This window comes from Pediococcus stilesii, from assembly GCF_001437075.1.
GTDB lineage: Bacteria > Bacillota > Bacilli > Lactobacillales > Lactobacillaceae > Pediococcus > Pediococcus stilesii.
Map to the genome: position 1 here is coordinate 77,924 of NZ_JQBX01000002.1, position 26,466 is coordinate 104,389.

Annotated in this window: 23 protein-coding genes; 2 read left to right on the top strand and 21 right to left on the bottom strand. The window is 39.1% G+C overall.

Features of this window, described 5'->3' with window-relative positions; genetic code table 11:
- Nucleotide 1: 1 nt before the first annotated feature.
- From IV81_RS01260 to IV81_RS01305, 10 genes are all read right to left on the bottom strand, one after another.
- The gene (locus tag IV81_RS01260) at nt 2-1,306 is read right to left on the bottom strand and encodes a dihydrolipoamide acetyltransferase family protein (RefSeq protein ID WP_057801495.1); all 1,305 of its coding nucleotides are present in this window, start codon (nt 1,304-1,306) and stop codon (nt 2-4) included.
- Complete coding sequence (locus IV81_RS01265) at nt 1,299-2,279, bottom strand: alpha-ketoacid dehydrogenase subunit beta (RefSeq protein ID WP_057801496.1); 981 nt, start codon at nt 2,277-2,279, stop codon at nt 1,299-1,301. The genes IV81_RS01260 and IV81_RS01265 overlap by 8 nt, the downstream gene beginning before the upstream one ends.
- Nucleotides 2,280-2,281: 2 nt before the next feature.
- Nucleotides 2,282-3,400 carry a thiamine pyrophosphate-dependent dehydrogenase E1 component subunit alpha gene (locus IV81_RS01270; RefSeq protein WP_057801498.1) on the bottom strand — a complete coding sequence of 373 codons (1,119 nt, stop codon included), beginning with the start codon at nt 3,398-3,400 and terminating at the stop codon, nt 2,282-2,284.
- 11 nt (nt 3,401-3,411) lie between these two features.
- Nucleotides 3,412-4,398 (bottom strand): lipoate--protein ligase, encoded by a 987-nt coding sequence (locus IV81_RS01275; RefSeq protein ID WP_057801500.1) that lies wholly within the window; start codon nt 4,396-4,398, stop codon nt 3,412-3,414.
- 368 nt (nt 4,399-4,766) lie between these two features.
- Nucleotides 4,767-5,876: a lactate oxidase gene (locus IV81_RS01280; RefSeq protein ID WP_057801502.1), complete on the bottom strand. Its 1,110-nt coding sequence runs from the start codon at nt 5,874-5,876 to the stop codon at nt 4,767-4,769.
- A gap of 138 nt (nt 5,877-6,014) precedes the next feature.
- The gene (locus IV81_RS01285; protein WP_057801504.1) at nt 6,015-6,644 is read right to left on the bottom strand and encodes a DUF4767 domain-containing protein; all 630 of its coding nucleotides are present in this window, start codon (nt 6,642-6,644) and stop codon (nt 6,015-6,017) included.
- Nucleotides 6,645-6,754: 110 nt separating this feature from the next.
- Nucleotides 6,755-10,141, bottom strand: a complete 3,387-nt coding sequence (locus IV81_RS01290) for a YhgE/Pip domain-containing protein (protein WP_057801506.1) — start codon at nt 10,139-10,141, stop codon at nt 6,755-6,757.
- Nucleotides 10,142-10,208: 67 nt separating this feature from the next.
- Nucleotides 10,209-10,529 (bottom strand): ArsR/SmtB family transcription factor, encoded by a 321-nt coding sequence (locus IV81_RS01295; protein ID WP_420848335.1) that lies wholly within the window; start codon nt 10,527-10,529, stop codon nt 10,209-10,211.
- 95 nt (nt 10,530-10,624) lie between these two features.
- Nucleotides 10,625-11,128, bottom strand: coding sequence for a DUF1836 domain-containing protein (locus tag IV81_RS01300; RefSeq protein WP_057801510.1), 504 nt, complete (start codon nt 11,126-11,128; stop codon nt 10,625-10,627).
- An 8-nt stretch (nt 11,129-11,136) separates the two neighbouring features.
- On the bottom strand, nt 11,137-12,000 hold the full coding sequence (locus IV81_RS01305) for a DegV family protein (protein WP_057801512.1): 864 nt from the start codon (nt 11,998-12,000) through the stop codon (nt 11,137-11,139).
- Between the two features lie 224 nt (nt 12,001-12,224).
- Here IV81_RS01305 and IV81_RS01310 point away from each other — a divergent pair, with 224 nt between their 5' ends.
- Entirely contained in the window at nt 12,225-13,064 is an 840-nt protein-coding gene (locus IV81_RS01310) for a methyltransferase domain-containing protein (RefSeq protein WP_057801514.1), read from the top strand.
- Nucleotides 13,065-13,485: 421 nt separating this feature from the next.
- On the opposite strand, the gene IV81_RS01315 is transcribed toward IV81_RS01310, so the two are convergent.
- The 3 genes from IV81_RS01315 to IV81_RS01325 all read right to left on the bottom strand — a co-directional run bounded on the left by IV81_RS01315 (nt 13,486) and on the right by IV81_RS01325 (nt 15,740).
- Entirely contained in the window at nt 13,486-14,136 is a 651-nt protein-coding gene (locus IV81_RS01315; protein WP_057801515.1) for a hypothetical protein, read from the bottom strand.
- Between the two features lie 184 nt (nt 14,137-14,320).
- A complete protein-coding gene (locus IV81_RS01320; RefSeq protein ID WP_057801517.1) occupies nt 14,321-14,941 on the bottom strand; it encodes an isochorismatase family protein in 621 nt (206 codons plus the stop codon).
- Nucleotides 14,942-14,957: 16 nt separating this feature from the next.
- Complete coding sequence (locus tag IV81_RS01325; RefSeq protein ID WP_420848336.1) at nt 14,958-15,740, bottom strand: alpha/beta hydrolase; 783 nt, start codon at nt 15,738-15,740, stop codon at nt 14,958-14,960.
- Between the two features lie 191 nt (nt 15,741-15,931).
- Between IV81_RS01325 and IV81_RS01330 the strand changes: the two genes are divergently transcribed.
- Nucleotides 15,932-17,563, top strand: coding sequence for a peptide ABC transporter substrate-binding protein (locus tag IV81_RS01330; protein WP_057801521.1), 1,632 nt, complete (start codon nt 15,932-15,934; stop codon nt 17,561-17,563).
- 121 nt (nt 17,564-17,684) lie between these two features.
- Here IV81_RS01330 and IV81_RS01335 read toward each other — a convergent pair whose 3' ends face one another.
- The 8 genes from IV81_RS01335 to IV81_RS01370 form a co-directional block, all read right to left on the bottom strand.
- Nucleotides 17,685-18,458, bottom strand: coding sequence for a formate/nitrite transporter family protein (locus IV81_RS01335; RefSeq protein ID WP_057801523.1), 774 nt, complete (start codon nt 18,456-18,458; stop codon nt 17,685-17,687).
- 312 nt (nt 18,459-18,770) lie between these two features.
- Nucleotides 18,771-20,576 carry a DUF2207 domain-containing protein gene (locus IV81_RS01340; RefSeq protein ID WP_057801525.1) on the bottom strand — a complete coding sequence of 602 codons (1,806 nt, stop codon included), beginning with the start codon at nt 20,574-20,576 and terminating at the stop codon, nt 18,771-18,773.
- A 120-nt stretch (nt 20,577-20,696) separates the two neighbouring features.
- A complete protein-coding gene (locus IV81_RS01345) occupies nt 20,697-22,253 on the bottom strand; it encodes a bifunctional metallophosphatase/5'-nucleotidase (RefSeq protein WP_057801527.1) in 1,557 nt (518 codons plus the stop codon).
- Nucleotides 22,254-22,256: 3 nt separating this feature from the next.
- Nucleotides 22,257-23,063 carry a phosphonate ABC transporter, permease protein PhnE gene (gene phnE, locus IV81_RS01350; RefSeq protein WP_269083925.1) on the bottom strand — a complete coding sequence of 269 codons (807 nt, stop codon included), beginning with the start codon at nt 23,061-23,063 and terminating at the stop codon, nt 22,257-22,259.
- Entirely contained in the window at nt 23,060-23,857 is a 798-nt protein-coding gene (gene phnE, locus IV81_RS01355; protein ID WP_236696805.1) for a phosphonate ABC transporter, permease protein PhnE, read from the bottom strand. The genes phnE (IV81_RS01350) and phnE (IV81_RS01355) overlap by 4 nt, the downstream gene beginning before the upstream one ends.
- Nucleotides 23,858-24,619 (bottom strand): phosphonate ABC transporter ATP-binding protein, encoded by a 762-nt coding sequence (gene phnC, locus IV81_RS01360; protein WP_057801529.1) that lies wholly within the window; start codon nt 24,617-24,619, stop codon nt 23,858-23,860.
- Between the two features lie 75 nt (nt 24,620-24,694).
- Nucleotides 24,695-25,636: a phosphate/phosphite/phosphonate ABC transporter substrate-binding protein gene (locus IV81_RS01365; protein ID WP_057801531.1), complete on the bottom strand. Its 942-nt coding sequence runs from the start codon at nt 25,634-25,636 to the stop codon at nt 24,695-24,697.
- A 188-nt stretch (nt 25,637-25,824) separates the two neighbouring features.
- Entirely contained in the window at nt 25,825-26,364 is a 540-nt protein-coding gene (locus tag IV81_RS01370) for a GNAT family N-acetyltransferase (protein ID WP_057801533.1), read from the bottom strand.
- Nucleotides 26,365-26,466: the final 102 nt, after the last annotated feature.

The following is a 26,466-nucleotide window of genomic DNA, read 5'->3' on the forward strand; positions in this document are numbered from 1 at the left end:
ACTAAACCTCCATCAGCATGTAGGCAGGATTACTTAACATTGCCTTCAGCTCGTTCATAATCTTTTGCGCTAGAACACCGTCAATTAAACGATGATCAAAGCTAAGTGATAATTTCAGGGTATTTCCAACTGCTAACTCACCATCGGCGTTAACAATTGGTGTTTTCCGGATTCGACCAATTCCAAGAATTGCACTTTCACCGGGGTTGATAATTGGTGTAAAGAATCCACTACCACTTTCAGATCCAATATTAGAAATTGTCACTGTACCACCTTGAAGTTCAGCTGGTGTTAATTGACCTTCACGACCGCGAATTGCTAAATCATCAATTTCTTGAGCTACCTGCATGATAGATTTAGAACCAGTATTTTTAACATTTGGTACAAATAAACCATTATCAGTGTTGACAGCGAAACCGACATTAGTCTCTTCATAGTAAACAATTTCTTGTTTATCCATATCAACCATTGCGCTAAGTTCAGGATATTTACGTGCGGCTCCAGCAAGCGCCTTTGCAATAAATGGCATGTATGTTAGTTTGTAACCCTTTTGTTTTGTTTGTTCTTTAAATTGATCACGAAGCTTCATCAATTCTGAAACTTCAACTTCATCCATCACCGTAACATGTGGAATCGTTTGAGCTTGATTTGAAAGCGTCTTTGCAATTACCTTACGAACTGGAGATAGCGGTACACGACCGGCTTTAACTTCAGCAGGTTTTGCAGGTGCGTCTGGCGCACTTGGAGCAGCTGGTGCCGCAGTTGGTTCAGGCGTTGGTGCAGCTGGTGCTGGTGTAGGCGCAGCATTTCCTTCAAAGTTTTCAACATCCGCCATCGTAATATGTCCATGACGACCAGTTGCTGGAACCTGCATTAGGTCAATATCATGTTGACGCGCATATTCACGCACCGAAGGCATTGCAAGAATTTGTCCATTTGATGTGATTTCTGTTCCAACTTTAACTTCATCCGGTGCATTAGCTTCTTCTGCCTTAGTTGGCGCAGCTTCCTCTGGTTCCGGAGCTGCCTCTTCCTTTGGTGCCTCACCACCGGCCGCAGAGCCGCTACCGTCTCCATCAAACTCAATTAAAGGTTCACCAACTTTAACAACTGTTCCGGCATCAACAAATAATTTAGTGATTTTCCCACCATATGGTGATAAAATCTCTTGCAATAATTTATCATTTTGAACTTCGGCGACTGCGTCTTCTTCCTTGATGGTATCTCCGACCTTTACCAACCAGTTTGCAATTTCGCCTTCAGCCATTCCTTCGCCAATATCTGGCATTTTAAAAATTTCAGTCAAAGTTCACGACCTCCTTAACTTTTTCGATGATATCGTCTTCTTTTGGTAGCCATTCATTTTCTGCTAGAGCAAATGGATAAACTGAATCCGGTGCGGCAACGCGTCCAATTGGAGCCTTTAAACTCATAATGAAGCGTTCACTAATTTCACTCATAACCATTGCACCGATACCAGCTTGGCGCTGTGCCTCTTGAGCCACAACAACGCGTCCTGTCTTTTCAACACTTTGTCCAATTGTATCTAGGTCAAGTGGACTGACCGTTCTGAGATCAACTACTTCGACATCAATACCTTCTTTAGCAAGTTCTTCAGCCGCTGCGAGACTGGTATGCACCATTCCACCATAAGTAATAATTGTTGCATCATTACCCTCGCGAACAACTTTTGCTTTATCTAGAGGAGTTGTGTAATATCCTTCGGGTACTTCTCCACGAATTGAACGATATAATCGTAAGTTTTCAAGGAAAATAACTGGATCATCACTTTCAACTGCTGATAATAGTAGTCCTTTTGCATCTTCAGGCGTTGCTGGCATCACAACACGTAGTCCTGGTGTCTGCGCCATCAATCCTTCCAATGAGTCCGCATGCATTTCAGGTGTCTTTGTTCCACCACCATATGGTGAACGAACCACAATTGGGAACTTACGAGTACCGTGGAAACGGAAGCGACCACGAGCCATTTGTCCAGCAATTGAATCCATTACTTCGTATACGAATCCGAAGAACTGAATTTCCATAATTGGACGATAATTTTGGGTCGTTAAACCGATTGCCATGCCTCCGATTCCGCTTTCTGCAAGTGGAGTATTGAAAACACGGTCTTCACCATACTTTTCCTGAAGTCCATCGGTAGCTCTAAATACACCACCATTTTTACCAACATCTTCACCAAAAATAAGTACGTTTTCATCGTTAGCAAGTGCCAAGTCTTGAGCTTCTGTAATCGCTTGAATATAAGTTTTTTTAGCCATGATTACTTGCCCTCCCCTCTAAATTTGTTGATTTGTTCTTGTGCAGCTTGACCTGGAACTTCCAATGTTTGTTCAATAAAGTCTGAAATCTTTTGTTTAGCAATTCCGTCAGCTTCTTTAACTCCATCATCAATTTGTGAATTGACAACATCGATCCAGTCGTTTTCAATATCTTCTGACCACAAGTCACGGCTTTCAAGATACTTTCTGAAACGAATCAGTGGTTCTTTCTTTGTCCATGCATCAATTTCATCTTGTGTCCGATAGCGAAGTGGATCATCACCTGACATTGAATGTGGTCCTAAGCGATTTGTAATTGTTTCAATGAATACTGGTCCGTTTCCATCAATTGCCCATTGTCTTGCTTCTTTTGCAGCTAAGTACATTGCAATTGGGTCCATTCCATCAACTACTAGGCTTGGAAGTCCTGCTGCCCAACCTTTCGCAGCTAAGTGTGATGCGCATGTTTGTAAAGTTCTTGGTGTTGAAATTGCGTATTCATTATTTTGCGAGAAGAATACAGCGGGTGCTTTATATGCTCCAGCAAAGTTCATTCCTTCATAAAAATCACCTTGCGATGTTCCACCGTCACCAGTGTAAGCGTATGCAACATTTGGTAAGCCACGTTTCTTTAATCCCAATGCGGCCCCAGCTGCCTCAACGTATTGAGCACCAATAATAATTTGTGGCATCCATCCGTTGACGTCTTCGAATTCATTTCCTTCGTAATGACCTCGTGACCATAAGAATGCTTTATAAATTGGCCATCCTTTCATCACTAGTTGTGGGATATCACGGTATCCTGGGAAAAGCCAATCGCCCTTATCAAAAGCGTAGTTAGAGGCAATTTGGGATGCTTCTTCACCAATTGTTGGTGCGTAGAATCCGAGTCGTCCTTGTTTTGCTAGTTTTGATGAGCGTTCATGCAACGTCCGACTGAACACCATTTGTTTCATTAATTCGACCAGTTGATCATCACTTAAATCGGCACGTTTGAGTGCGTCTTCATCGACAATTTCACCATCGTTGTTTAAAACTTGTAGCATTGGAAAACTTGTATCTTGACGTTCCAACTGTAGATTAAAATCCAATACTTGTTTGTTGTCATCTGTTAGAGCCATAATCAAACCTCCTAAGCTTCAAATAATTTTATTAATTCTTCTGTAGTAATGCTGCCAAAATACCGACCATCTTCATTGCGTTCAAATACCGGTTGAATTGCGGAAACTTCAAATGGCAGCCCGACTAATTGGTTTTTAATTTCCCGCCAGTCACGTAAGCCGAGAAAATCACCAGTAAAATTGATATCTTGGATTATTCCAGCATCGGCTTGCACCTGAACTTCGATAATTCCACCATCATATTTTGCATGATTTTTAAAATTAAACTTAGGTGACTTACCATAATTCCAATCCCATGTTGAGAATTGATCAGCCGCTGAACGAATAATTTCCTGTTTTTGTGCAGGAGTTAACACAATTTCTGAGTCTTTTCCATGATTCGTTAATTCATACTGAACCGCATCCCAAAAATCTTGAAGAGTTAACCCTTCTGGGGCAGCGTCCTTAATCATTCCGACACGGCTTCGTACCGACTTAGCGGCTTTGGAGATAAATTTCTCATCGGCCACGTTGAGTGAACGGACCATTGTGTCGACATTACTATCAAACAATAGTGTTCCGTGGTGCATCAGATAGCCATTTGCGTAACGTTGAGCAACTCCTGAAATTTTCTTTCCGTTAACAACCAAATCATTCCGTCCGGTTGCTTCGGCCGGAATATTCAATTTATGTAATGCTTCTAAAACTGGTTCTGAGAATTGCTTGAAGTCTACGTTAGCAGACGATTCAATTGGCACAAACAAGGTAAAGTTCAAATTACCTAAGTCATGATAAACCGCGCCACCCCCGGTAACTCGGCGAACAACTTCGATTTTATGCTCATCGATAAAGTCCTGATTAACCTCGCCAAAAGTATTTTGGTTTTGCCCAACAATTACGGCGTTGTTATTCTGCCAAAGTGAAAATACCGGTTCTTTCTCATGTAAATTATTTAGTAGCCACGTGTCCGTTGCAATATTCGTATATGCATCTGTTCCCATGTATGTGATATAACGCACAATCCAACCCCCTTAATACGCTAATGAAAGCGGTTTCCTGGTACAACTTCATATTACCATATTTAGTTTTTTTTGCGAGCTATTTTTTAAAATTAAAACGATTTAATGGTCGCATAAATCAAACCCGATTCAATGGATTTTGAACATTATTAGTTATTTTCATGCCTAAAATAAAAGTTTAACGCCATCAGAATTGTCACTTGTAATCCAATTAAATCGTTACCCCTTTTGAATTCTCAGAATCTCACTTCCCTTACCAAGAAAGTTCAGTTTCTGCCGATATTAATCTACTAGATTAAACAAAAAAGCCCTACTCCGAATACACGCAGAGTAGGGCTTTAGTAACAGTTCTCAGAACTTAATTGATCTTAATATTTAATGTCTAATAAATGTGTCTTCTTAACGTCTTCAATCGTCTTAGTTCCAGCTAATTGCATTACGATTTCAAGTTCATGATCAATATGATCAAATACCGCTTGAACACCTTGTGCACCGCCAAGAGCAAGACCATAAATTACTGGACGACCAAATGCAACTAAATCGGCACCACTTGCAAGAGCCTTGAATACATCCGATCCACGACGTACGCCACTGTCAAAAATGATTGGAACTTGTCCATTAACAGCCTTTGAGATGCTTTCTAGAACGTCAAATGATGCAGGTCCACCATTTAATTGACGACCACCATGGTTGGAAACATAAATTCCAGCAGCGCCAGCGTCAATTGCACGAATTGCATCTTCAGGAGTTTGAATTCCCTTTACAATTACTGGGAGATCCGTGTATTCAGCAATTCGACGAACATCTTCAGGTTTGATGTTTTGAGCAGCGGAAGCATAAATTTCTTCAATCCCCTTCCCTTGTCCATCGCCTTCAGAAAACTTGGTCAAGTTAGCCATTGGAATTGGAAAAGCAAAATCGTTAATGATGTCAGCTTCACGGTAGCCATCAACAGTTGCATCTACCGTCAAAATAATTGCTTTTACTCCCGCTTCTTTTGCTTCATCAAGTAGACTCTCGTTAAAACTCCAATCTTTACTCATATAAAGTTGGAAGAATTGTGGAGCACCATCCGCAGCCGCCGCAGTATCAGCGATTGAGGTTGAAGAGTAAGTACTCTGTGCCATCAATCCGCCAACAGCAGCAACTCCTTTTGCAGTGTCCTTTTCACCTTGTGAGTGTGCTAAACCTTGAGCAGCCGTTGGAGCCATCATAACTGGTGTCTTCAATGGGATACCAAATACATTTGTGCTTAAATCTGGATTTTCCATTCCACTTAAAGCCTTTGGTGCAATTTGACGATGATGGAACGCATCGCGATTTTTCTTTAATGTCCACTCATCTTCGGAACCACCAACGATGTAGCCAAAACCACCGGTTGGGATAATTTCCTTTGCTCTGCCTTCTAGTGATTCCAAGTTTAGAATATCAATCTTTTCTTCGCGATCGCTTTGTTCATATCCGTTTACCATTGTCATAATAAAAATCCCCCAGTCAATTTGTTTATGGACTCAGTATATCACTTACTTTTCGTAAGTAAAGTACTTTTATTCAATTAATTCACTTTTATAGTAAATCAATCGCCACTTGACGGAGGAAAATATGAATTTTTAATTTTAAATATTACTATTTTCTGCTGCAATCTTTTCGAAACTCGAAACTAATTGTGCATTCTCGGTAACCTTAAAGTTCATCCCATCGCTCGCAGACTGAGAAGTTACTAAAACTTCTGGGGCATTATTATGGAATGTAAATAAATATAAGTACATCGAACCCGCATATGCTGCGACTACTTTGTAATCACTGTCATCCTTCTTGCTTGTTGTCCACTTCATTGATACTTCTTGCTGATTAACATAAATTGGTCCTTCTGATATAAACGAAGGGAAGTTAACACCACCAAAACTAACGGATTTGCTTTTATTGGTGCCTTGGTATGACTGACCCATCGTTTGTTCCCAACTTGAAATTGCCGTTGCCAATTCTGAATCTTGTTTATTTGTCCAAATCTTATTTTTATTGGTAGATTTTTCAGACGTTGATGCTTTTTTTGATTCAGAACTTGATCCCTCTGTTTTAGTAATCTTCGAGCTACTTTGTTTATCAGCTACCGATTCTGTATTTGTTACATGATTAGGATAAAAGAATTTATAGCCACCAAATATCACTAGTAGGGCTAAAACAATCCAAACAATCGAATTAATTGAGCCAATTGAGCGTTTCTCTGGCTTTTTCATATGTTTCATAATAATCACCTCGTTTAGTTCATTATACAGTATTGCACTAACGTAAAGGGATTCGTTTTTCTAAAAAATCCATCACTCCGCTTTTCAGAGTGATGGATTTTTAATATTTTTTATCTTTCAACTTCTTGTAATTTTTGATTATCATCTAGTTGTGACTTACCTTCTAGATGTCGTTTTTGTAATCTAACCATGCTAAACCATAGTAGTGCTAATGCAATTACAGAAAAGACTAGTAGTGCCCACATTGATTGTGCGAATGTAATTGAGCCTAATCCCGAAGTAATTGCTTGCCTGAATGACAAGATTGAGTACGTTAATGGTAAGAATGGATGAATTACATTATAAAAATGGTTTGTAACTTCCATTGGGAAAGTTCCGCCGGATCCACCAAGTTGAAGCATCAATAGTAGCATCGCAACGAAACGCCCTGGATTATCAAAGGCCATTGATAAGAACATGACAATGTACATTGACGTTAACGCGATCATTATTGCGGTGATATAGTACTGTCCAACGTGATCAACATGAATACCAGCCATCATCATGATGGTGGCTTCGATTAAGGCCATTGCGATCGCAACCACCGTTCCAACGGATACTTTACTTAAGAACCAATCGGTTGCTGTTCCACCACGTTCGGAAACCTTGCGAATTGGATATGCAAAGTTAAAGACGATTGCTCCAACGTACAATGCTAATGAAAGCACGTAAGGAGCCAGAGCATGACCGTAATTTGGTACGTAACTATAATCACTATGTTTCAAAGAAGCTGGTGCAGCAAACATATCGGCAGTCTTGTCCGTTAGTGGTGTACTGTTAACCTCTTTCGCGCCATCTGATAGTGCTGACGCTAACGTACCATTCCCATCGCTTAATTGCTTACTTCCGTCTAATAATTGGGCTGAATTAGCATCTAATTTAGCAGCGCCATCATTAAGCTGGTTGACACCGGAAACAAGTTCTCCTGTGCTGCCATTTAACGTGTTCAATCCGGCATTTAGATCATGACTTCCTGAATCTAGTTTTTGTACGCCCGAAGCTAGCATCGGAACCTGAGAATTTAGTGTATTTAATCCCCCGGTTACTTGGGAAGAACCGTTGTACAATTTGTTGATTCCAGCTGGCATTGCCGCTACGGCACTATTAAGTTGATTTAATCCTCCGGTTACTTGGGAAGAACCACCCAATAATTGATTACTACCGCTAAGTAACATATGAACTCCACTAACCAATACTGGCATCTGCGAGCTTTGTGCGGCAACACCGCTGTAAAGCTGATGTACGCCACTATTAAGTTGAGCATTATTTGCAACGAGTCGTGATCCTCCCGCTGCTAATTGGCCCACTCCAGTTGTTAACTTAGGAGTTTGACTATTTAACAACGCTGTTCCATCGCTTAAGCTCTGTGAACCTTCAACTAATTTAGCAACATTTTTTGAATTTTTATCGGTTTGATCTGCAAGTGCACTTGCACCGTTGTTTAATGCTGAAACTCCATCAGCCAATTTAGCGGCTGATCCTGAGAATTTATCTACACCAGTCGAAACTTGGCCTGCACCAGTGGAAAGAACCTTTAAGTTGTCAGTCACATCTTGTGATCCTTTAGCCAACGTCTTAATTGTTGCCGCTAATTGCGTCATATCACCTGAATTAGATGACAACGCACTGGCGCTTGATGCTAACTTCTGGAACGAACCTGTTAAGTTTGATACCTTCTCATTCAAACTGGCCTGTTTAGCTGAAAGACTATTTAACTTCGAAATTTGTCCTTCAACTGTGCTGATTTCACTTTGAATACTTGCAATTTTGCCTGTATCAACTTTTTCTGAGGTAGTAGTTGCTGGTTGACTAGCACCCGTTCCAGCAACACCGGCTAAGGCGGCCTTAGCTTTAGCAGCATCCTCTGGGCTCAATCCAGCTCCATCAATTTTAGCATTGATTGATGCCTGTGATACCCCTGAAGAAGCGCTCCCAGTCTGAGTAGTTGTCTTAGTGGTTGCCGTTGCAAGTGCTCCAACGTCACCTTTAATTTTAGCCAATTGACCACTAATTGAAGCCGTTGAACTCGATCCGCTAGCGTCTGAAGAAATTGCGCTTGATAATGCGGATAGTTGTGAATTAATTGATCCTAATTCTCCCTTTAATGCACTGGCTTGTTTAGTAATATCAGATGCATTCAGTTGGTCAGATACTTGTTGTAGTCCGGCCGAAACTTTACCATTAGCAGCATAAAGCTGACTTGAACCTGTTGAAACACTGTCAACGGCTTTCTTCAAATCCATAATACTTGTTGGCAAACTTGCCGTATTATTTGCTAAATCGGCAACACCACTCTTAAGTGCTGCTGTTCCTCCTGCCACTTGGCTAGTGTATGCTTTAACGCCAGCGTTTAATTGACCCGCACCATTTGAAAGTTGTTGAATTCCTCCAACTAATTGGCCCGTCTGACCGTTAAGTTGTTGAATCCCGCTATTCAATTGATATACACCATTGGTATACTGAGGTACTTTAACGTCAAGTTGATATAGCCCATTTTTCAACTGAGTAACACCCGTAACTAACGCACCTGTTTTGTCAGAAAATTGTTGAATTCCATTATTTAATACGCCCAGTCCTTGGGTTACTTTACCCGATCCGTTCGCTAATTGACTAACGGCAGATGGCATCGAACTTAACTTACTTTGAAGAGTCCCGATTCCGCTTGTTACTTGGCCCGATCCATTCGCTAATTGTGAAACTCCAGAGGCCAATTCTCCCGTTTTACCATTTAACTGATCTAATCCCGCCGCTAACTGGCTTGATCCATCCGTCAACTTCTGAACTCCAGCTGGGAGATCGGCAACTTTAACCGCCATTGTTGCAAGGCCATCGTGGATTTGTGTGACGCCCGCTGTATATTGCTTTGTTCCATCATTTAACTGAACAGCGCCGTCTTTAAGCTTTTTGGCACCAGTTGCAGCATCGTTAAACCCTTTTCCGGCTTTTTTAACTTGATCAAACATCGCCGTAGCATAAGATTTAGTAACCTGTTGGCGTACTTCAGCATTTAATTTTTCAGTTCCAACATCACTAATAACCTTACCAATGTAATTCAAAGAAGCATTCGTTGAATATTTTAATTGCATCTTCTTTGGATTTTTATCCGTTAATGTTGCGGCGTTGGCCGAAAAGTCTTCAGGAATCGTTACTACCGTGTAGTATTTCTTATCCTTCATCCCTTCCTTAGCCTTCTCACTTGAAACAAAACGCCAGCCCAACTGGTGGTTTTTCTTCAAATTTGAGACCATCTGATCCCCAACTGCCAACTTTTTCCCTTGATAGTCAACGGACTTATCCAGGTTAACCACGGCAACTGGTAAATTCTTTGTATCCCCATACGGATCCCATACTGATTTTAAGAAGAAAATACTATATAGGAACGGAATGAAAATAATTGCCAATACGGATATCAGAATTAACCGATTTTTTCCAATAAACTTCCACTCTTTGCGAATCATGAACTGCTTTCTCCTTTTGCTATATATTCTTACATTCGGATGTGCAAATTAAAGGTGCTGACAAAAATTATTTATTAAATAATTTTTCATCATTTCTCAATATATCCACAAGCTCTTGAACCTGATCTAGTGCCTGTCCGATTGTTAATTTATAAATATTACTCGTACCATTCTTTTGAACTGAAACAAGTTGTAAATCTTTAAGTTGCTTCAAATGGTGAGAAACCGCTGGCTGAGATAAATTCATCTTTGCCGTTAACTCTCCTACAGTTAATCCCAATTCACTCTCACCCAACGTAATCATGATTTGTTGACGTCGTTCGTCAGAAAGTGCATCCAAAAGCGGAATATTCTTTTTAAACGCGTCAAGTGCCTCGCTATGTTCCATGATTATCCCTCCTCCATTCGAATATTCGAATATTTAAATACAAAGGATATCTTAACGCTAAAATTAATTTAATTCAACCTTAAGATTTACTTCAATTATTTTTCTTCTAAATTAGTTAATGCATCCTGTGCCATTTTTTTAGTCAACATTGAAATAATCGCACTGTGTTGCAACGAAACCGTCTCGTTTTCTTCCATTAGGTCAATCCATAAATTACGTGGTTTTCTCTGCGAGATGTAAGTTATTTCATTATTAAAAGCTTGAACAAAGTTATCATATGCTTTTTTAGGACTATTCTTTTTAAGTTCGACTTCAAATCCTCGTCGAATTTCATCCAAACTTAAAACACTCTTCAGACATCCAATCACGATTACTGCCGCCAACTGCATTCTGCCGTATAGCTTATCATCGGGTCGCATGATTACCGATTGCTTCAGATAATTATGCATCATCGTTGAGGTTAACGGATCAACTTCTAACGTTTCCAAATATCCGTTGGCCAAACCAATTACCTGATCTAAATGTAACCCTAGCGATGGTAGTTTATCCCAAAGTGGCAATTGCATTTTGGAAAATTTTTCTAATTGTTGTGAATTCATAATGCCTCTCAGTCTATGATTTGGACCCCAATTCCGATTAATCCTGGACCCGTATGGACGCCCAGAGCGGGAGAAATGTCACCATTGTAAAATTTATCAACATTGGGATACTTATTTTTAAATTCTTTACTAATTGTTTCCATTAAGCTTGGGTTCATTCCGTGAACGACCGCCAGATTGAAATTTTGAGCGTTTCCGATCGTATCATCAACCAATTGAAGCATTTTACCAACCGCTTTCTTTTCTCCACGAGCTTTGGCCACGGGATAATAAATACCATGTTCATCACAAGAAATAATCGGCTTCAAATTTATAATTGATCCTACTAAACCAGCAACTCGGCCAATCCGCCCACCTGCTACCAAATACTTCAAGGTCGGTACGTAGAAGAAAACTTTAGTCTGCTTAACGACCCGCTGCACTTCTTCAATTATTTTATCAAATTCTAACCCATCTTCAATTAATTCACTCGCGCGGATAGCGGCGAAACCACTGGCAATCCCGATATTTTTTGTATCAATCACTTTAACTTGAAGCTGGGGAAATTCTTCGGCATAAATTTCAACTTGCTGAGCCGTTCCAGATAACCCTGAAGAAATGCAAATCGCAACTACCTGCGTGTAACCTCTAGCGATCAGATTTTCAAAGGCTTCACTAATAAACTCCCCTTTTGGACTAGACGTTGTGGGTACCAAATTCTCGGTTAAAAGCTTTTGGTAAAATTCATCCGGTTCAATGTTCACTCGATCCTGATATTCCTCATCCCCAAAGAAAACCTCCATTGGGATCATTTCAAAAAACTCTTTATTTATTACTTCCTTGGGGACATCTGAACAAGAATCTACCAAAACTGCTACTTTTTTATTAATCATGTTAATTGCTCCATTCATTTCAATAACTAATTATACTAGTTTACTAAACTAGTATAACAATTTCCGATAACCATTTTAGTAATTCAGTACTAAAACGCAGTAAATGCCAGTTCTTCCGTTACATTCAGCACTGGAGTGAAACAATCGCCCATTTTGATGAGCTTTCTCCAGATCTCCGTAAATGCTAAAATAGACTTAATATATTTTAAAAATGAGGTCAAATTTTGAATAAAGTTGAATTAGCAGAACAATTTATTAGCAAGCAACTCCCCAATTTTCAGTGTCCGATCTGTAAATCGAACTTCACTGAAGTTCAATCCGGCACTTTAATCTGTGTTAATAACCATTCTTTTAATATCGCTAAAAAGGGGAGCCTGTTCTTTTTGAATGCTCCGGTTAATACGGAATATACGGCTGAAATGCTAAACTATCGACATCAATTTTTGACGGCTGGATTTTTTACTCCAATGATGGAACAAGTTGTATCAAACCTAAATGGTGGCCTCATCTTGGACGCCGGATCTGGTGAAGGAACAACTACAAAATGGATGGCTCAGCATTCAAATGGAGACTTTGTTGGCTTAGATATTTCAAAACCTGCCATTAATATTGCTGGATCAGGTATTGCTCCCGTTCCTTATCCATTATTCATGGTCGGAGATTTGGCGCATCTTCCATTTGCTGATCATGGATTAGATGCCATTGTCAATATCCTATCTCCTGCCAATTATTCAGAGTTTGACCGAACATTGGCCAACGGGGGTGTTCTCGTTAAGGTTATTCCGGGTAACCACTACCTTCAAGAACTTCGCCACTTAGTCTATCCCAATGGAAAGCATGCTACCTACGATAACTCGCTTGTTAAAAATCACTTTATTGAACACTATCAAGACGTTCAATTTTCCAAATTAAGTTATGAATTCCCATTAAATTCGGAACTATTCACCGCCCTTTTTAACATGACGCCTCTCACGTGGCAGGCCCGAGACCGCAAAGATGCTATTCTAAATACCGGTCTTAAAAAGATTACCGCTGAATTTGAAATTGGCGTTGTACGCCGTTAATGTATTAAAAAATCCCAACCGACATTAACTAATCGGTTGGGATTTATTTATATTATTAATAGTTCATTTTTTATTAAAGTCTGCGTATCGATTTCGACACTTACTTATTCTGTTGAATTTATTTTTAATAACGTTCTCAAAGCTACCCAAAAAGAGTCTGAACATCATAAAACAGTGTCTCGCAAAGTCTGAATAACAAATTTTGGAATTGGTTGATTAACGTTGCTATCGCCAAGTTCGCATATAACTTGGATAATTATTGAAAATAATCGGGTTTAACAAATGAATGCTCCACACATCTGCATTCACAAAATACATTAATAATAATACATCTATGAAGATGATACCATCACTCTACGTTATCTGATAACAACTGTCAACTTTGCTAAACTTTTTATTATGTTTGCTTAATTAATTACAATTACTTCTGAGCATTTTTTAAATATTTATTCTCGGCATTCTTTCGCGCGCTAACTGCCATATTGAAACAATCAAACCTCGCGTTCAATACATATTTCCCATCAACCATTAATCGCGCAATCCATTTGTCCTCTTTTTCTTCATGAGAAACTCCAATAACACCGGATTTATTTCGGGAACTTTTAATCACGGACTGAACGGGGTTACCATTGCAATCACGAAAAGAATTGGAGCTTCGCATTGAAGCAATCATCGCTGGATTATCTAAAATCCGTTTGGATGATGCTTTCCTACGTAAACACCCACAACTTCTAGTTCGGCCACTTTTCAAAGCATTACTATCAACGATCGTTTCATTTCCACAACTACACTTGCATTTCCACAAACTATTCCCATTGCTTCTTTGCCGACCCGCGTATTCAAAAACGGTTAATCTAGAAAACCGCTGACCAATCAAATTATTTTTTAGATGATTTTTTCGCGTTCCACAATTTAATTTGCGGCCCAATCGTAAATTTGTCGACGTAACTTCTGCCATATTTCCACAGTCACATAGACAACTCCAAATCATCAATCCATGTTGATCTTTACCGATAATTTTTTGCGCTGTCAAAGAACCAAACCGTTGTCCAGTTAAATCATGTCTCTTCATACTCATCACTCCACTATGTAATGTTTCATTTAACAAAAAATTGTTCATTTCAATGACACTAATCTAATTTTATCACTACCCTTTCACGGTTTAAAGACGCTTCTGTTTTTATAAAGTATAACAAAAGGACTATGCCAAATTCGTTTTGGCATAGTCCTTATAAAAATCATAACTTTAATTTGAATTATTCTAATCTTAAAAAGATTCCAGCATCCATTAAATCTTCAATAAATCCAGGTACCGTTTCGCCGCGGTTCCAATCCCGTTGAAGTTCACAAGCTAATTGCGCGATTGAAATTGGTTGGGCACCGGCATTTGCAACTCGCTGAATTGCTGTTTCATGGGCAATTTTTGATGTTCCGCCCACCGCGTCGACGATTGGAAATACTTCATAGCCCTCTCGAAGAGCATCCAAAGTTGGAAAAGTTAAACAAGCTTCTGTCCATAAGGCGGCAATGATAATTTTATGTTTACCTGTTGCTTTAATTGCATCGTATACCTCTTGATCTTCCCAAGCGTTAATCGAGGTTCGATCATATGATTTAACACCCTCTAGTTCGGCCTTTAATTGTGGAATTGTATCCTTATTACGACCTGTACCAACATTCACCGTTGAAAGAATGGTTGGAATTTTGTAAGTATTAATAATTTTTTGCGTCACTACAATATTATCAATCAATTTTTGACGATCCATAGAATTAATTGAGTTGATTTGAGTTGGTTGATAATCAATCACCAAGAACACAGTATCTTCCGGGTTCAAAAGTTCATCATTTTTATAATCTCTTTTTGCCATACTAGTCATCAGTATTTCCTCCAAATTAAATATTACGATTTAAAAAGTTTATAATATCTTCTTTAACATCATCTAAGTATCCCTTTTCATGTCTGGTTCCGGGTATCATTCGTAGCGTGAATGGGATTTGAAATTTAGACAGGGTTTCCGCCATTTTCAACACACCCGTGTTTGGAACAAATTCGTTTAAAGAATTGGCCAAAAACATCGGTCCAGTTTGTCCGTTAACGCGGTGATAAGGTGTCGCATCAGTATATTGATCCGTGCGCCCATCAAAATAATTGGTGACAAACCATTTATAAAATGGATCATTTGCTCCAGTTTGATTAATCGTGGCGCTTGCCTGTTGGTTAAAATCCTGCGTTTGATCTTGTTGAGCGACAACGTCTTGGTGCTGATTTAACCAATCATCAATGTCTAAGATCCCAGATAGCGATACAATCGGTATCCCATACTTTATTCCTAATTCGACCGTCATATTCCCACCAGCAGATGAACCGACAGCAGCAATGTGTTTGTGGTCAAAATCATATTTAGAATTTTTCAACCAGTTATACAACGTATCCATGTCTTCTAACGGAGCAGGATAGTAGGCCTCAGGCGTAATACGATAGTTGGGAACCGCAACCATGTAATCCTCTTTAGTTAGCATTTCAGCCCAGTCCTGATCCTTGGCCTTGTCCCCCCTAAACCAGCCCCCGCCGTGGATATCAATGATCAATCCTTTTGCAGAGCCGTTTCCGGGAAAATATAGATCAACTTTAAGTTTGTTTTTTGCATCATAGGTAACATCTCGTTCAATAGTCACAATTAATACACCCCCTAAAATAATGTTCCATATATAAAGTATTCTATATCGTTCCATAACGCAAATGAAAACACTTACAGATAAATCCACTCAAATTTTTCTTGATTTATTAAAATAAGATTAGTATATTTATAATAATTTCTAATTATATAATAATTTTAATTTAATTTTTAACAATAGGGGGTAGCGAGATGAGCTATAAAAAAATTCTATCAGTCGCACTAGTTTCTACATCAATGCTTTTGTTGGCAGCCTGTAGCAGCGGTGCAAATAGCAAGACCGCTTCGAAACAAGTCATTAATTGGTCCGAAAAATCAGAATTACCAACCATGGATATTTCATTGGCAACGGATGAGATTAGTATGGACATGTTGAACAATACAAACGAAGGGTTGGTTCGATTAGGAAAAAATAATAAAATTGAATCCGGTATTGCCCAGAAGATTACAGAGTCGAAAGATGGATTGCACTACACTTTTGATCTTCGTAAAAATGCCAAATGGAGTAATGGCGATCCAGTCACTGCCAAGGACTTCGTTTATTCTTGGCAGCGGACGAATAATCCCAAGACAGGTTCCCAATATGCATACTTATTTAGTGGCGTTAAAAATGCCGATGCAATTCAAGCCGGAAAGAAAAAAGCTTCTACTCTTGGAGTAAAAGCAGCTGGTAACTACAAATTAAAAGTTACACTTGAAAAACCAATTTCATACTTCAAACTGCTTTTAGGTTTCCCATCATACCTTCCACAAAACCAAAAAGTAGTTGAAAAATATGGCTCTAAGTACGGGACTGCTGCTAAATATCAGGTTTACAATGGTCCATTTAAAATGACGGGCTGGACCGGTTCCAACTTAAAATGGTCATTGGTGAAAAATACCAACTACTGGGATAAAAAGAACGTCAAACTGGCTAAAATTAACGACCAAGTTATCAAAGATACTCAAACCGGATTGAATCAATTCCAAAGTGGTCAAGTTGACGTAACCGCACTTTCCGGTACACAAGTTAAAAACTTAAAGAGTAACAAATCACTCGTTGTGCGCAAACAAGCACGTAATGCGTATGTTGAGTACAACATTAGTAAAAATAAGGCTTTGAAGAATCTCAAAGTACGCCAAGCGCTATCTTACGCAATTGATCGTAATCAGTTAACAAAGAACGTGCTTGCTGACGGTTCTTCCGTTCCGAAGGGATTCGTAACAGATAAATTGGCATCAAATCCAAAAACGGGTGAAGATTTTGCAACCGAGGCCTACACTAAAAATGGCGTTTCATATAATCTAGATCAAGCTAAGACATTATGGAAAGATGGTCTGAAGGAGTCTGGTAAAACCTCGCTGACCCTAACACTTTTAACTGATGACAGTGACTCCGACAAGAAAACTGCCGAATATCTTCAATCTGCGCTTCAAAAATTACCTGGTTTAAAAATTAATATTGAAACTGTTCCATATAAAACCCGGCTAAGTCGTTCCGTTAAGGGGGACTTTGATCTTGTTATTACGCTATGGGGAGCTGATTTCTCAGATCCAATCAGTGACATTGGCTTAATGACGTCAAAGAACACATTTAACAATGGAAAGTGGTCAAATAAAGAATTTGATTCTCTAATCGATAAAGCCAACAATGCTGACTCTAATGATCCAACTGCGCGTTGGAATGACATGGTCGCTGCTGAAAAGATTTTAATGAATGACCAAGGCGTTGCACCGCTATATAACGTCGTTGTTGCTCAAATGGTTAATACTAAAATTAAAGGTTTAGTTTATAATACGGCTGGTGTTCCTTATAATTTCAAGAGCATGTATGTTGCTAAGTAGCTAAGTAATTAAGTTAAAAATAAAAAAACTGTTAGGATTGATGATCCATTCACCCTCGGGGCGAGATCATTCAAACATCCTAACAGTTTTTGTTTTTTCAATTGTCACTCTAATCTAAGTATTATTTTGCCGCTTTATTTTTTGTCGCGAGCCAATAAGGCAATGCCACAAAGAACACACCACCAACAATGTTTCCTAGGCTGACCCATAGTAAATTAAACCACAGTCCTCCCATTGTGACGGCAGAATTACCGGTCGTATTTAACAATGCAACAACTAGGGTCGTCATGTTTGCAACACTATGTTCAAATCCTGTTGCAAAAAATGCTAACAATGTCCAAAAAATCATGATCAGTTTAGCCGGATCACTTTTCGTTTGAAAACTTGACCAAACCGCTAAACAAACTAAGATATTACACAGAACTCCCCTTAAAAAGAGTTGCAAAGCCGGGGCAGTCATCTTAACCGCAGCTCCTTTAGCAAAAGCTGCTGCCACCGCTGGGATTTGCAAACCTGATTTATTAAATATGATTGCTAAAATAACTGCACCTAAAAGATTTCCAATCCAACAAATTATCCATAAAATCAGCGTCTGACTGACGGTAACCTTCTTTTCTAAAACTCCGGCTCCCATCACTAAGTTATTCCCGGTAAAAAGTTCGGCTCCTGGAATAACAACTAAACTAAGCGCTACCCCAAAAATCAATCCTTTGATTAAATTTGCGAACGGGTTGGCCCCCAATTGTGAACCAATTGTAAAAGCTAATAAAATTGCAAAACCGATGTACATCCCCGCTAAAATTGAAAGCATAAAATAGCCCAACGGATTATTTTTAAGCAATCCGAATTTTTTAACAGAAGCACCAGCCATCGTGTCGTACGAATCTTTATACATTGCTTCTTCCTCCAAACATCCTTTATTGTGAACATCTTTATTTTAACCTTATATCGTATTTTACGAAAGCGCTTTCTTTATGGATAATTCATTATTTGGAAGTCAATGCTTTTAATTTTTAAAAGTCGATCTAATTGCGTGTGAATCGCATGCTAATTTATAAATCAATCTGGCCATCGGACCACTTTTCCTAATATCGAGCAGCTGTTTGTTACAAAAAGGGCCGTGGCAAAATTATTTTTGTCACGGTCCCTGCCATTACCCATTACGTAGACTAATTTAGGTTAGTAGTAGCGATGAATCTTTTAGCACTCAGAAAGCGCCGCCACCAGACCCACCACCAAATCCGCCTGAGTTTCCGCCGGTAAAGCCACCCGACGAGCCACCTGAACTGGCCGACACTGAATGTGAAATTGCTGCACCCAGTCCGGATGCCAGACCGAGATTAACTCCGTTGATTCCAAAATAGTACGGATACAAAATTACATTACCTTCCAAATCATCTGCACTGAAGTCGGTTCGTAATTGATCTGCCACCCGATCAGAAAGCTTAAAGGCCGTAGCATATGGTAAAATTTCTTCCCATAAAATCAAATCGCCAATTTCGGCGGTATTAAAATGCGCAATATCTTTTAACATCTGCTTAAAACCTCGAATTTGATTAAACTGTTCGAGGCCTTCGTCGTTATACAGCGAAACCCGTGGCCAAGTAATTGCGATCCAGCTTTCGATTCCGATCGTAACAATTAACCCAATCACTCCGTACAAAATTGAACTCGTTCCTGCCAAACCAAGTCCACCCATTATCATAGCCAAAATTGGCGTAATAGTTGCCAAGCCAATCAGCCCATTGCGATAAGTAACATTATGGTCGTCTTTATACTGGCTAACTGTATGATCAATTTCTTTTTGCCAAGCTCGATACCATTTAGCGACCCGACCCTTACGATCCTTTTTAGTAAAATTGTTAATTTGCTGAATTGTAACCTTCTGACCGTCACCAATTTCATCAATGCATTGATTAATAAATGACATATCAAAATCTTTCAGACGACTGATTTCCGTTGTGTCTTTGTTTCGTTTGCCGTATTGAACTTGTTTGAGGTTCAATTGACCTTCAGAAGCAAGCCTTAATATTTCCGCCGAAATCGCATCTGAATCAGCTTGCTTTTTGTTTAAAATTGCTTGGGCTACTGCGGGAGCAACCGTTGGTACATCAAAGCTATGTTCAATCGGTGCAGGTATCGTGTAAGGGTGATATCCACGTCTAAGTAGCCATATCATCATGATTAAAATGATTATCCCACTAAAAATACTGACAAATATTTTAGCGTAGTCAACCATTTTTCGCGTTCGTTCTTTAGCTTGATTCTCCTGTTGGACAAGTAAATCTTCTTGATTTTGAATATCTTTTAATTTATCTTCATTAACAATCTTTTTATTGTCAGGCACCAAACTAGTAGGAAATACCATATGGCTTTCTACAAAACTATTTTCCGGATTATCTCCAACATCAATAATTATTTTTCCATTTTTACGATTAACCGTTGTATACCCGTTTGCTGCACCATGTGACCACGCCTGCAGCTTTTTCACATTGGTTCCCGGAAGATTAATAACCACTTGGGCATTTTCTAACGGCACATCCCACTCCGATCCAATTACTTTCCAGTTCAACTCGGCGGTGTCCCTGTAACTAGTTACTACGCCGTTTATTTTGTAATTATATGATACCTTGGCTTCATCACCAGAACTAACCGTATTAAACAGCTTTAACTTCATTTGATCACTATTCAAATTCATCTTGGCCGTTAAATTTTGTTCACTGTTATTAACTGGAATCGTGCGGATCGCGCCACCATTATTAGAAACCGTGATCTTCTTTAAATCCGCTCCATCCGTTCCTCGTAAATCTTGCACAAAATAAATCCCGTGATAGTCATCACCAAATTTATAGGTCATGCTACGATTAACGTCTGCGCTTCCATCCTTATTAATATTAACGTTCACTTTAAAATCTGAAATTTTATAGTCCGCATTCGCCGTTGTTTCGTTCCAAACCATTCCCAACATAAACAACAATAATAGTAACCATATCTGCTTGCTTAAGCTTTTCATACTGTACTCCTCCCTATATCTATTCCCCAATAGATATAGACAAAGTATAGCATAGTTACCAATAACTAATTTCTTAACAGAAATGTGAAAAGTAATGATAGACCATCGCCAATTTTCGGTTTAATATACTACGTTTAAATTTTGTGGTTGGACTCCTTTTACCTGTTGATGCTCTTCAAAATATTTCATAATTAATTCGGCCACATCAACATTGATTTCTTTGATTATTTTGGCATTACTAAACATCCCGTAACCGCCGCCACCATTACCGCGATATTGGTTTAACGTCACCTTCAAGGATTGGTCATTTTCAACTGGTTTATTATGATATTTCAGATTTACAACTCGGCTACCAATTGGCCGCCTTAAGTCAAACTCATACTCAATTCCGCTGTAGTAATCGTAGTTATAATATTGAACTTTGGGGAATTTAAACGGATCCGAAATGTCGATTCTTCCATTATTAACGGCAAAGAAACGTGCACTTTTTTCAAGCGCCAATTTTAAATCCGTCCCTGTAATTTTTTCGACAACCAACGTATTTGGATACCCATAACTATTTAAAATTTGCCGAATTGTAACGTGGGTGCCTAGTCCTCGAACTTCATCGTTAAACAGCGCCGTTGCTGCAATATCACTTCCTGTTGCCGCCATCTCAACTTTATTAATGAAGTCCAAATATGGGTGCCCCTTAATTCTGGCAAGCATTGGGTCATCAATCATTAAACTTGCCCCAGTCACTCTTCCAACGGGAGAATCCAACCACTGCTGAACTTCAGTTTCTGTTTTAGCAGTTAAATATCGCACTGGCTGAAATAGTCGAGCCCCCGCCGTTGGAATTAATTTTGCATTCTTTTGAATAACTTTTTTATCATCGTTCAAAATTAATTCAATTTCTCCAACGGCAACGCCTTTTTCTCCCGGTTGTGTAACTGGAACGTCATGATAGACCCCGGCAATTTCACGATGCTGGTGTCCAGTAATTAAGGCGTCAATTCCCTCAACTTCCTTAAGTATCTGGTATCCTTCATTTTCGCCTGTCATAGCTTCTGTCGGCGCCCCGGTACTCAAATCTGCTTCAAAACCTCCGTGATAAGCCACCACGACAACGTCCGCTAATTTTTTTAATTTAGGGACATATTTTTTAGCGACTTCCACCGCAGAATTGAACTTCAATCCTTCAATATTTTTGGGTTTTTCCCAATTTGGAATATATTGGGTAGTTAGTCCTAATACCGCAATTTTGATTCCTTTTTGTTCCAAAATCACATAGGGTTGATCAACAATCTTTTGCTTAATACCGCCATCAATATTAGCGCCTAAAATCGGATATTTTCTTTTGGACTCACTGGTCCGAATATAATCTAAACCATAATTAAATTCGTGATTTCCTAAAATACCGGCATCGTAACCAATTAAACTCGTAATTTCAGAAAAAATTGCGTGCTTATTGTCTGCTTTCTGTCGAGCAATATAGTTGGCGAACGACGAACCCTGAATCCAGTCACCATTTTCAACGGCGATTACAATTTCATCATCGGTAGCTTGATGCTTAATGTCATGAATAATTGTTGCCGCTTTTAGCATTCCATAGGGTTTTACATCGTTGGCCGTACTATAGTTAGTCGGATAAATGTATCCATGCACATCGCTCGTTGAAATAATTTTAATTTTCATGCTTTAAACTAACCTCTTTCGCATTTGCTCAGAAATTGTATCAATTACTAAGACCATGATAATTATTCCTAATAGGATAATTCCCACACGCGGCCAATTCCTAGTTTGAATTGCAAAAATCATCGGTGTCCCGATTCCGCCAGCCCCAACCATTCCAAGAATTGCGGCTGAACGAACCGCTATTTCAAACCGATACAAAGTATAGGAGACAAATTCAGGCGTTATGATCGGAAGCGTTGCTAGCATAAATACCTGAGCCGCGTTGCCACCCACGCTATTAATGGCTTCTTCTGCTCCACGATCCATATTTTCAATAGCTTCACTAAATAGCTTGCCCAACATCCCAATCGAATGAATACTAACGGCAAGAACCCCGGCATATGATCCCGGTCCAACGGCTTTGATAAACATGATTGCCAGCACGATTTCCGGAAAGGTTCGAATCAAAGTTAATACAACCTTGCCACTTCCCGAGCGTAAGAAAAATCGTTCCTTAATACTCCTTGCTGCCCAAAAAGCAAACGGAACACTGATAATTGCTGAAATGAATGTTCCTAAAAAAGCGATTGCCAGTGTTTGAAAAATTAACGATATTAAATCTTCACCACTGCCATCATACACGTAGGACCATTCTGGACTTACCAATCCCGATAAAATCGATTTTGATACGGATCCCGCTGAATCTTGTAATCCTGAGAACTTTATTCCACCAATTGCCCAAATATAAATTATCGCAATCACTATCATCCAAAGAATCCACTGCCAACGTTGCCAGACTTTTTTTAATTGGTTTGCTGAATCTAATGTCACAACAGAATCCTCCTTAGATGATTACTAATGCCATCAATCACTAGGACAATTATTAATGTTGCTAAAATAATTACCGCAGTGGCACCGTAGTTAAATTCATTTAATGAACGTTGTAAAAAGACACCAATCCCACCGGCACCAATATAACCAAGTACCGTTGAAGCTCGAACATTAATCTCTAATGTATATAGAAAGTAACTAATAAATTGGTTTAAAATTTGTGGGATAACAGCGTACCATATTACCGTTAATTTTCTGGCTCCAACCGATTCTAGTGCTTCAATCGGTCCCATATCAATCGTCTCGATTACCTCATAGAATAGTTTTGAAATCATTCCAAAGGAAAAAATCGCTAAGGTAACCACCCCGGCAGTCGATCCAATCCCGAATATAGCAACAAAAATTGCCGCTAAAAGTAAATCTGGTAAAGTTCGAACTAAATCCAAAATAATTCGGATCACATTTCGAATAATCCCGTTATGAACAAGGTTACTTGCTGCCAGTAGGGAAAACGGAACGGCAAAAATCGTTCCAATAGTTGTCCCTAAGATGGCCATTTGGATTGTTTCATAGAGTGGCTGCCAAATAATTGATAGATAGCTCCAAGTTGGATTTGACATTCGCACTAATAAATCGGTGAACTGCGACAAATTTGCGAAAAACATTCCAACATTAACATCGGCCATTTGAGATGAAAAAACTAAAAGAATCACCATTATAACCGTTCCCAAAATTGGCTTAATGTGCCATCTTTGAGCAAATGAACGACTTGGAATCTTCTGTGAATTTTCCAATCAACTGTCCTCCTCGGTTTGATAAATTTGATTTAGATCCGCTTCTTTTACGTTTTCAATCATTTGATCATAGACTACTTCTCCGGCTCTTAGTCCAATAATGCGATCTGCATATTCACGTGCTAAACTAACCGAATGTAAATTAACGATGACCGTCATTTCGTCTTCTTGATTGAGGCTCTTCAAAGTATCCATTACCGTTTTAGTGGTTTTAGGGTCCAGCGACGCAATTGGTTCATCCGCAAGAATTATTTTAGGATCTTGCATCAACGTCCGAGCGATCGCCACCCGTTGCTGTTGCCCACCTGATAGTTCATCCGCCCTCGCATACAACTTTTCTAGCATATTCACACGACGAAGAGAGCGAACCGCTTTATCTCGATCTGATTTGGAAAATAAGCCTAGAATACTTTTCCATGCAGGATAATATCCGACGCGACCTGACAAAACATTCTTTTGAACACTCGACCGATTTACCAGATTAAAGTTTTGAAAAATCATCCCAATTTGGCGTCTAAGTGTCCGGAGTGCCTTTCCCTTATACTGACTGATCTCATCTCCGTCGACATAAAGTTTTCCATCCGTGATTCCGTGCATTCGATTAATTGTTCGTAATAGGGTGCTCTTCCCCGCGCCTGAAAGGCCAACCACTACCAAAAACTGGCCTTTGGGGATACTCAGATTGATATCCTTTAATCCGATTGTGCCATTTTTATATGTTTTATTTACATGTTCAAATAAAATAATTGGCTCTTCTGCCATATCGTTGTTCCTCCTATAAAAAAGCAGCCAAGGAATCCCATCCCCGCTACTTCTTTACCTTATGATAGTTAGATCCTACTTATTTAGTTTCTCAGCTTTTTTATCATATTCCCGGATAATATCAAAGTTACTATCTTTAGAATCTGTATATCCTTCATGACTATAAACACTTGAAATTATGTCATGTCCCTTTTTGGTTTTGGCGATTTTCTTAAATGCGGCTGAAATCTTTTTTTGCCACTTACTACTCATGTCACCACGAACTGTAATCGTATCATTTGGAATTTTATCTGTTGTATAAATTGGGACAACTTTGCTCATTACGTCCGGATCATCTTTTTTCACAAGACTCCGAGCTCCTTGGAAAACGAAGGCGGCATCGGTGTTCTTGTTATAAACCGAAAGGACCCCTTGGTCATGTCCCTTAACTTGGACCGTTTTAATGTTGTTTTTATTAATATTTACGCCCTTATTGAGCATTTCAACCGCTGGATAAATCCAACCGGCTGTCGATGTTGTATCCTGAACGGCGATCTTTTTACCCTTTAAATCTTCAATCGATTTGATTCCACTATCTTTACGAACTAATATTTGAGAACGGTAGAAGTTTACTAATTTCTTAGTTTGGTTATCCGTTGTTCCTTCATATCCATAACGTTCAGCTTGAAGTAACACTTTTGCCTTGTATTGCTTGTGTGCTAGGACGTAAGCATCTGGTGGAAGAAAACCAACGTCAACCTTCTTTGAGCCCATTGCTTCAACAATCGTATTATAGTCAGTTGAAACGTTTACTTTAACCGGAATTCCCAATTCCTTAGAAAGCAAACCTTCCAACGGCTTGGCCTTAGCTTCAATTGTTCCAGCATTTGCTGAAGGAACAAACTCCACCGTCAATTTTTTAGGAGTAAAACTTTTCGAACTGGCTGTTTTTGAATTCCCACAAGCAGCTAACCCCAGTGGTAAAACAAGCAATGCTAACATTGCCAACAAAATCTTAGATTTCTTCAAAATACGCATCGATCTAACTCCTCCCAATCATTAAAAAAACTTATCGATGAATTAATTTTACCACTAAAACGAACATTTACAATAATAAAAATAATTTTAGTTCGTATTTAAGTTGAAAAAGATTCAAATAGGAACGTAAATATATGTAATTAATGGGATTTGTGCACAGCGTTATTTTTCTAATTTGCTACCTGGAACTAAAGGATCTTACTGAACAAAACTGCATCATGATAATTTTCGTCTCGGATTGGTGGCAAATAATCGCGCATAATTCCTTCTCGCTTGAATCCGTTCTTTTCCGCCACACGTTGACTAGCGCCATTTTGGACATCCGCAATTAGCTCCAACCGATGTATTTTAAACTTCTTTTTCGCAATGTTTATAACCTGTTGTAAACTTTCGGACATGATTTCTCGACCACTAAAACCTTTGTCAATCCAGTACCCAATTTGTCCACTATGTCTTTGAACGTTAATCTCATGGATATCAATCATCCCTGCCACCTCTCCATTAACCACAATGGTTGCCATCCATAGTATTCCAGCATCCATTTCGATTATTGCATGCTGCAAAAATTGCGCTTCATCGCCGACACTCCGCATTGACTTCACCCAAGGGAGCCATTTACTAAGGTATGCGCGATTCTTTTCAATAAGCAGATAAAGCTGTTCTGCATCGGCAATCCGTCGAAGCCTAAATTCAATTTGGTCTTGGTGACTAGTCATAAATTTCGTCATAATTTATTTCCCCTTTTCTAAACGGTACCAATATTACGTTTCACTCATTTTAAGTTCCAGCATTAACTTTTAGAGTGTTAGAATTGGCTTGATTATAGACAA

What these genes read in the sequence shown, in the direction of transcription:
- IV81_RS01305 (WP_057801512.1), bottom strand. Translation starts at nt 12,000, where the DNA reads ATGATTAATAAAAAAGTAGCAGTTTTGGTAGATTCTTGTTCAGATGTC.
- IV81_RS01340 (WP_057801525.1), bottom strand. Translation starts at nt 20,576, where the DNA reads ATGAAAAGCTTAAGCAAGCAGATATGGTTACTATTATTGTTGTTTATG.
- IV81_RS01295 (WP_420848335.1), bottom strand. Translation starts at nt 10,529, where the DNA reads ATGGAACATAGCGAGGCACTTGACGCGTTTAAAAAGAATATTCCGCTT.
- IV81_RS01290 (WP_057801506.1), bottom strand. Translation starts at nt 10,141, where the DNA reads ATGATTCGCAAAGAGTGGAAGTTTATTGGAAAAAATCGGTTAATTCTG.
- phnC (WP_057801529.1), bottom strand. Translation starts at nt 24,619, where the DNA reads ATGGCAGAAGAGCCAATTATTTTATTTGAACATGTAAATAAAACATAT.
- IV81_RS01320 (WP_057801517.1), bottom strand. Translation starts at nt 14,941, where the DNA reads ATGACTAGTATGGCAAAAAGAGATTATAAAAATGATGAACTTTTGAAC.
- IV81_RS01285 (WP_057801504.1), bottom strand. Translation starts at nt 6,644, where the DNA reads ATGAAACATATGAAAAAGCCAGAGAAACGCTCAATTGGCTCAATTAAT.
- IV81_RS01365 (WP_057801531.1), bottom strand. Translation starts at nt 25,636, where the DNA reads ATGCGTATTTTGAAGAAATCTAAGATTTTGTTGGCAATGTTAGCATTG.
- IV81_RS01370 (WP_057801533.1), bottom strand. Translation starts at nt 26,364, where the DNA reads ATGACGAAATTTATGACTAGTCACCAAGACCAAATTGAATTTAGGCTT.
- IV81_RS01280 (WP_057801502.1), bottom strand. Translation starts at nt 5,876, where the DNA reads ATGACAATGGTAAACGGATATGAACAAAGCGATCGCGAAGAAAAGATT.
- IV81_RS01330 (WP_057801521.1), top strand. Translation starts at nt 15,932, where the DNA reads ATGAGCTATAAAAAAATTCTATCAGTCGCACTAGTTTCTACATCAATG.
- IV81_RS01345 (WP_057801527.1), bottom strand. Translation starts at nt 22,253, where the DNA reads ATGAAAATTAAAATTATTTCAACGAGCGATGTGCATGGATACATTTAT.
- IV81_RS01335 (WP_057801523.1), bottom strand. Translation starts at nt 18,458, where the DNA reads ATGTATAAAGATTCGTACGACACGATGGCTGGTGCTTCTGTTAAAAAA.
- IV81_RS01265 (WP_057801496.1), bottom strand. Translation starts at nt 2,279, where the DNA reads ATGGCTAAAAAAACTTATATTCAAGCGATTACAGAAGCTCAAGACTTG.
- IV81_RS01315 (WP_057801515.1), bottom strand. Translation starts at nt 14,136, where the DNA reads ATGAAGAGACATGATTTAACTGGACAACGGTTTGGTTCTTTGACAGCG.
- IV81_RS01300 (WP_057801510.1), bottom strand. Translation starts at nt 11,128, where the DNA reads ATGAATTCACAACAATTAGAAAAATTTTCCAAAATGCAATTGCCACTT.
- IV81_RS01270 (WP_057801498.1), bottom strand. Translation starts at nt 3,400, where the DNA reads ATGGCTCTAACAGATGACAACAAACAAGTATTGGATTTTAATCTACAG.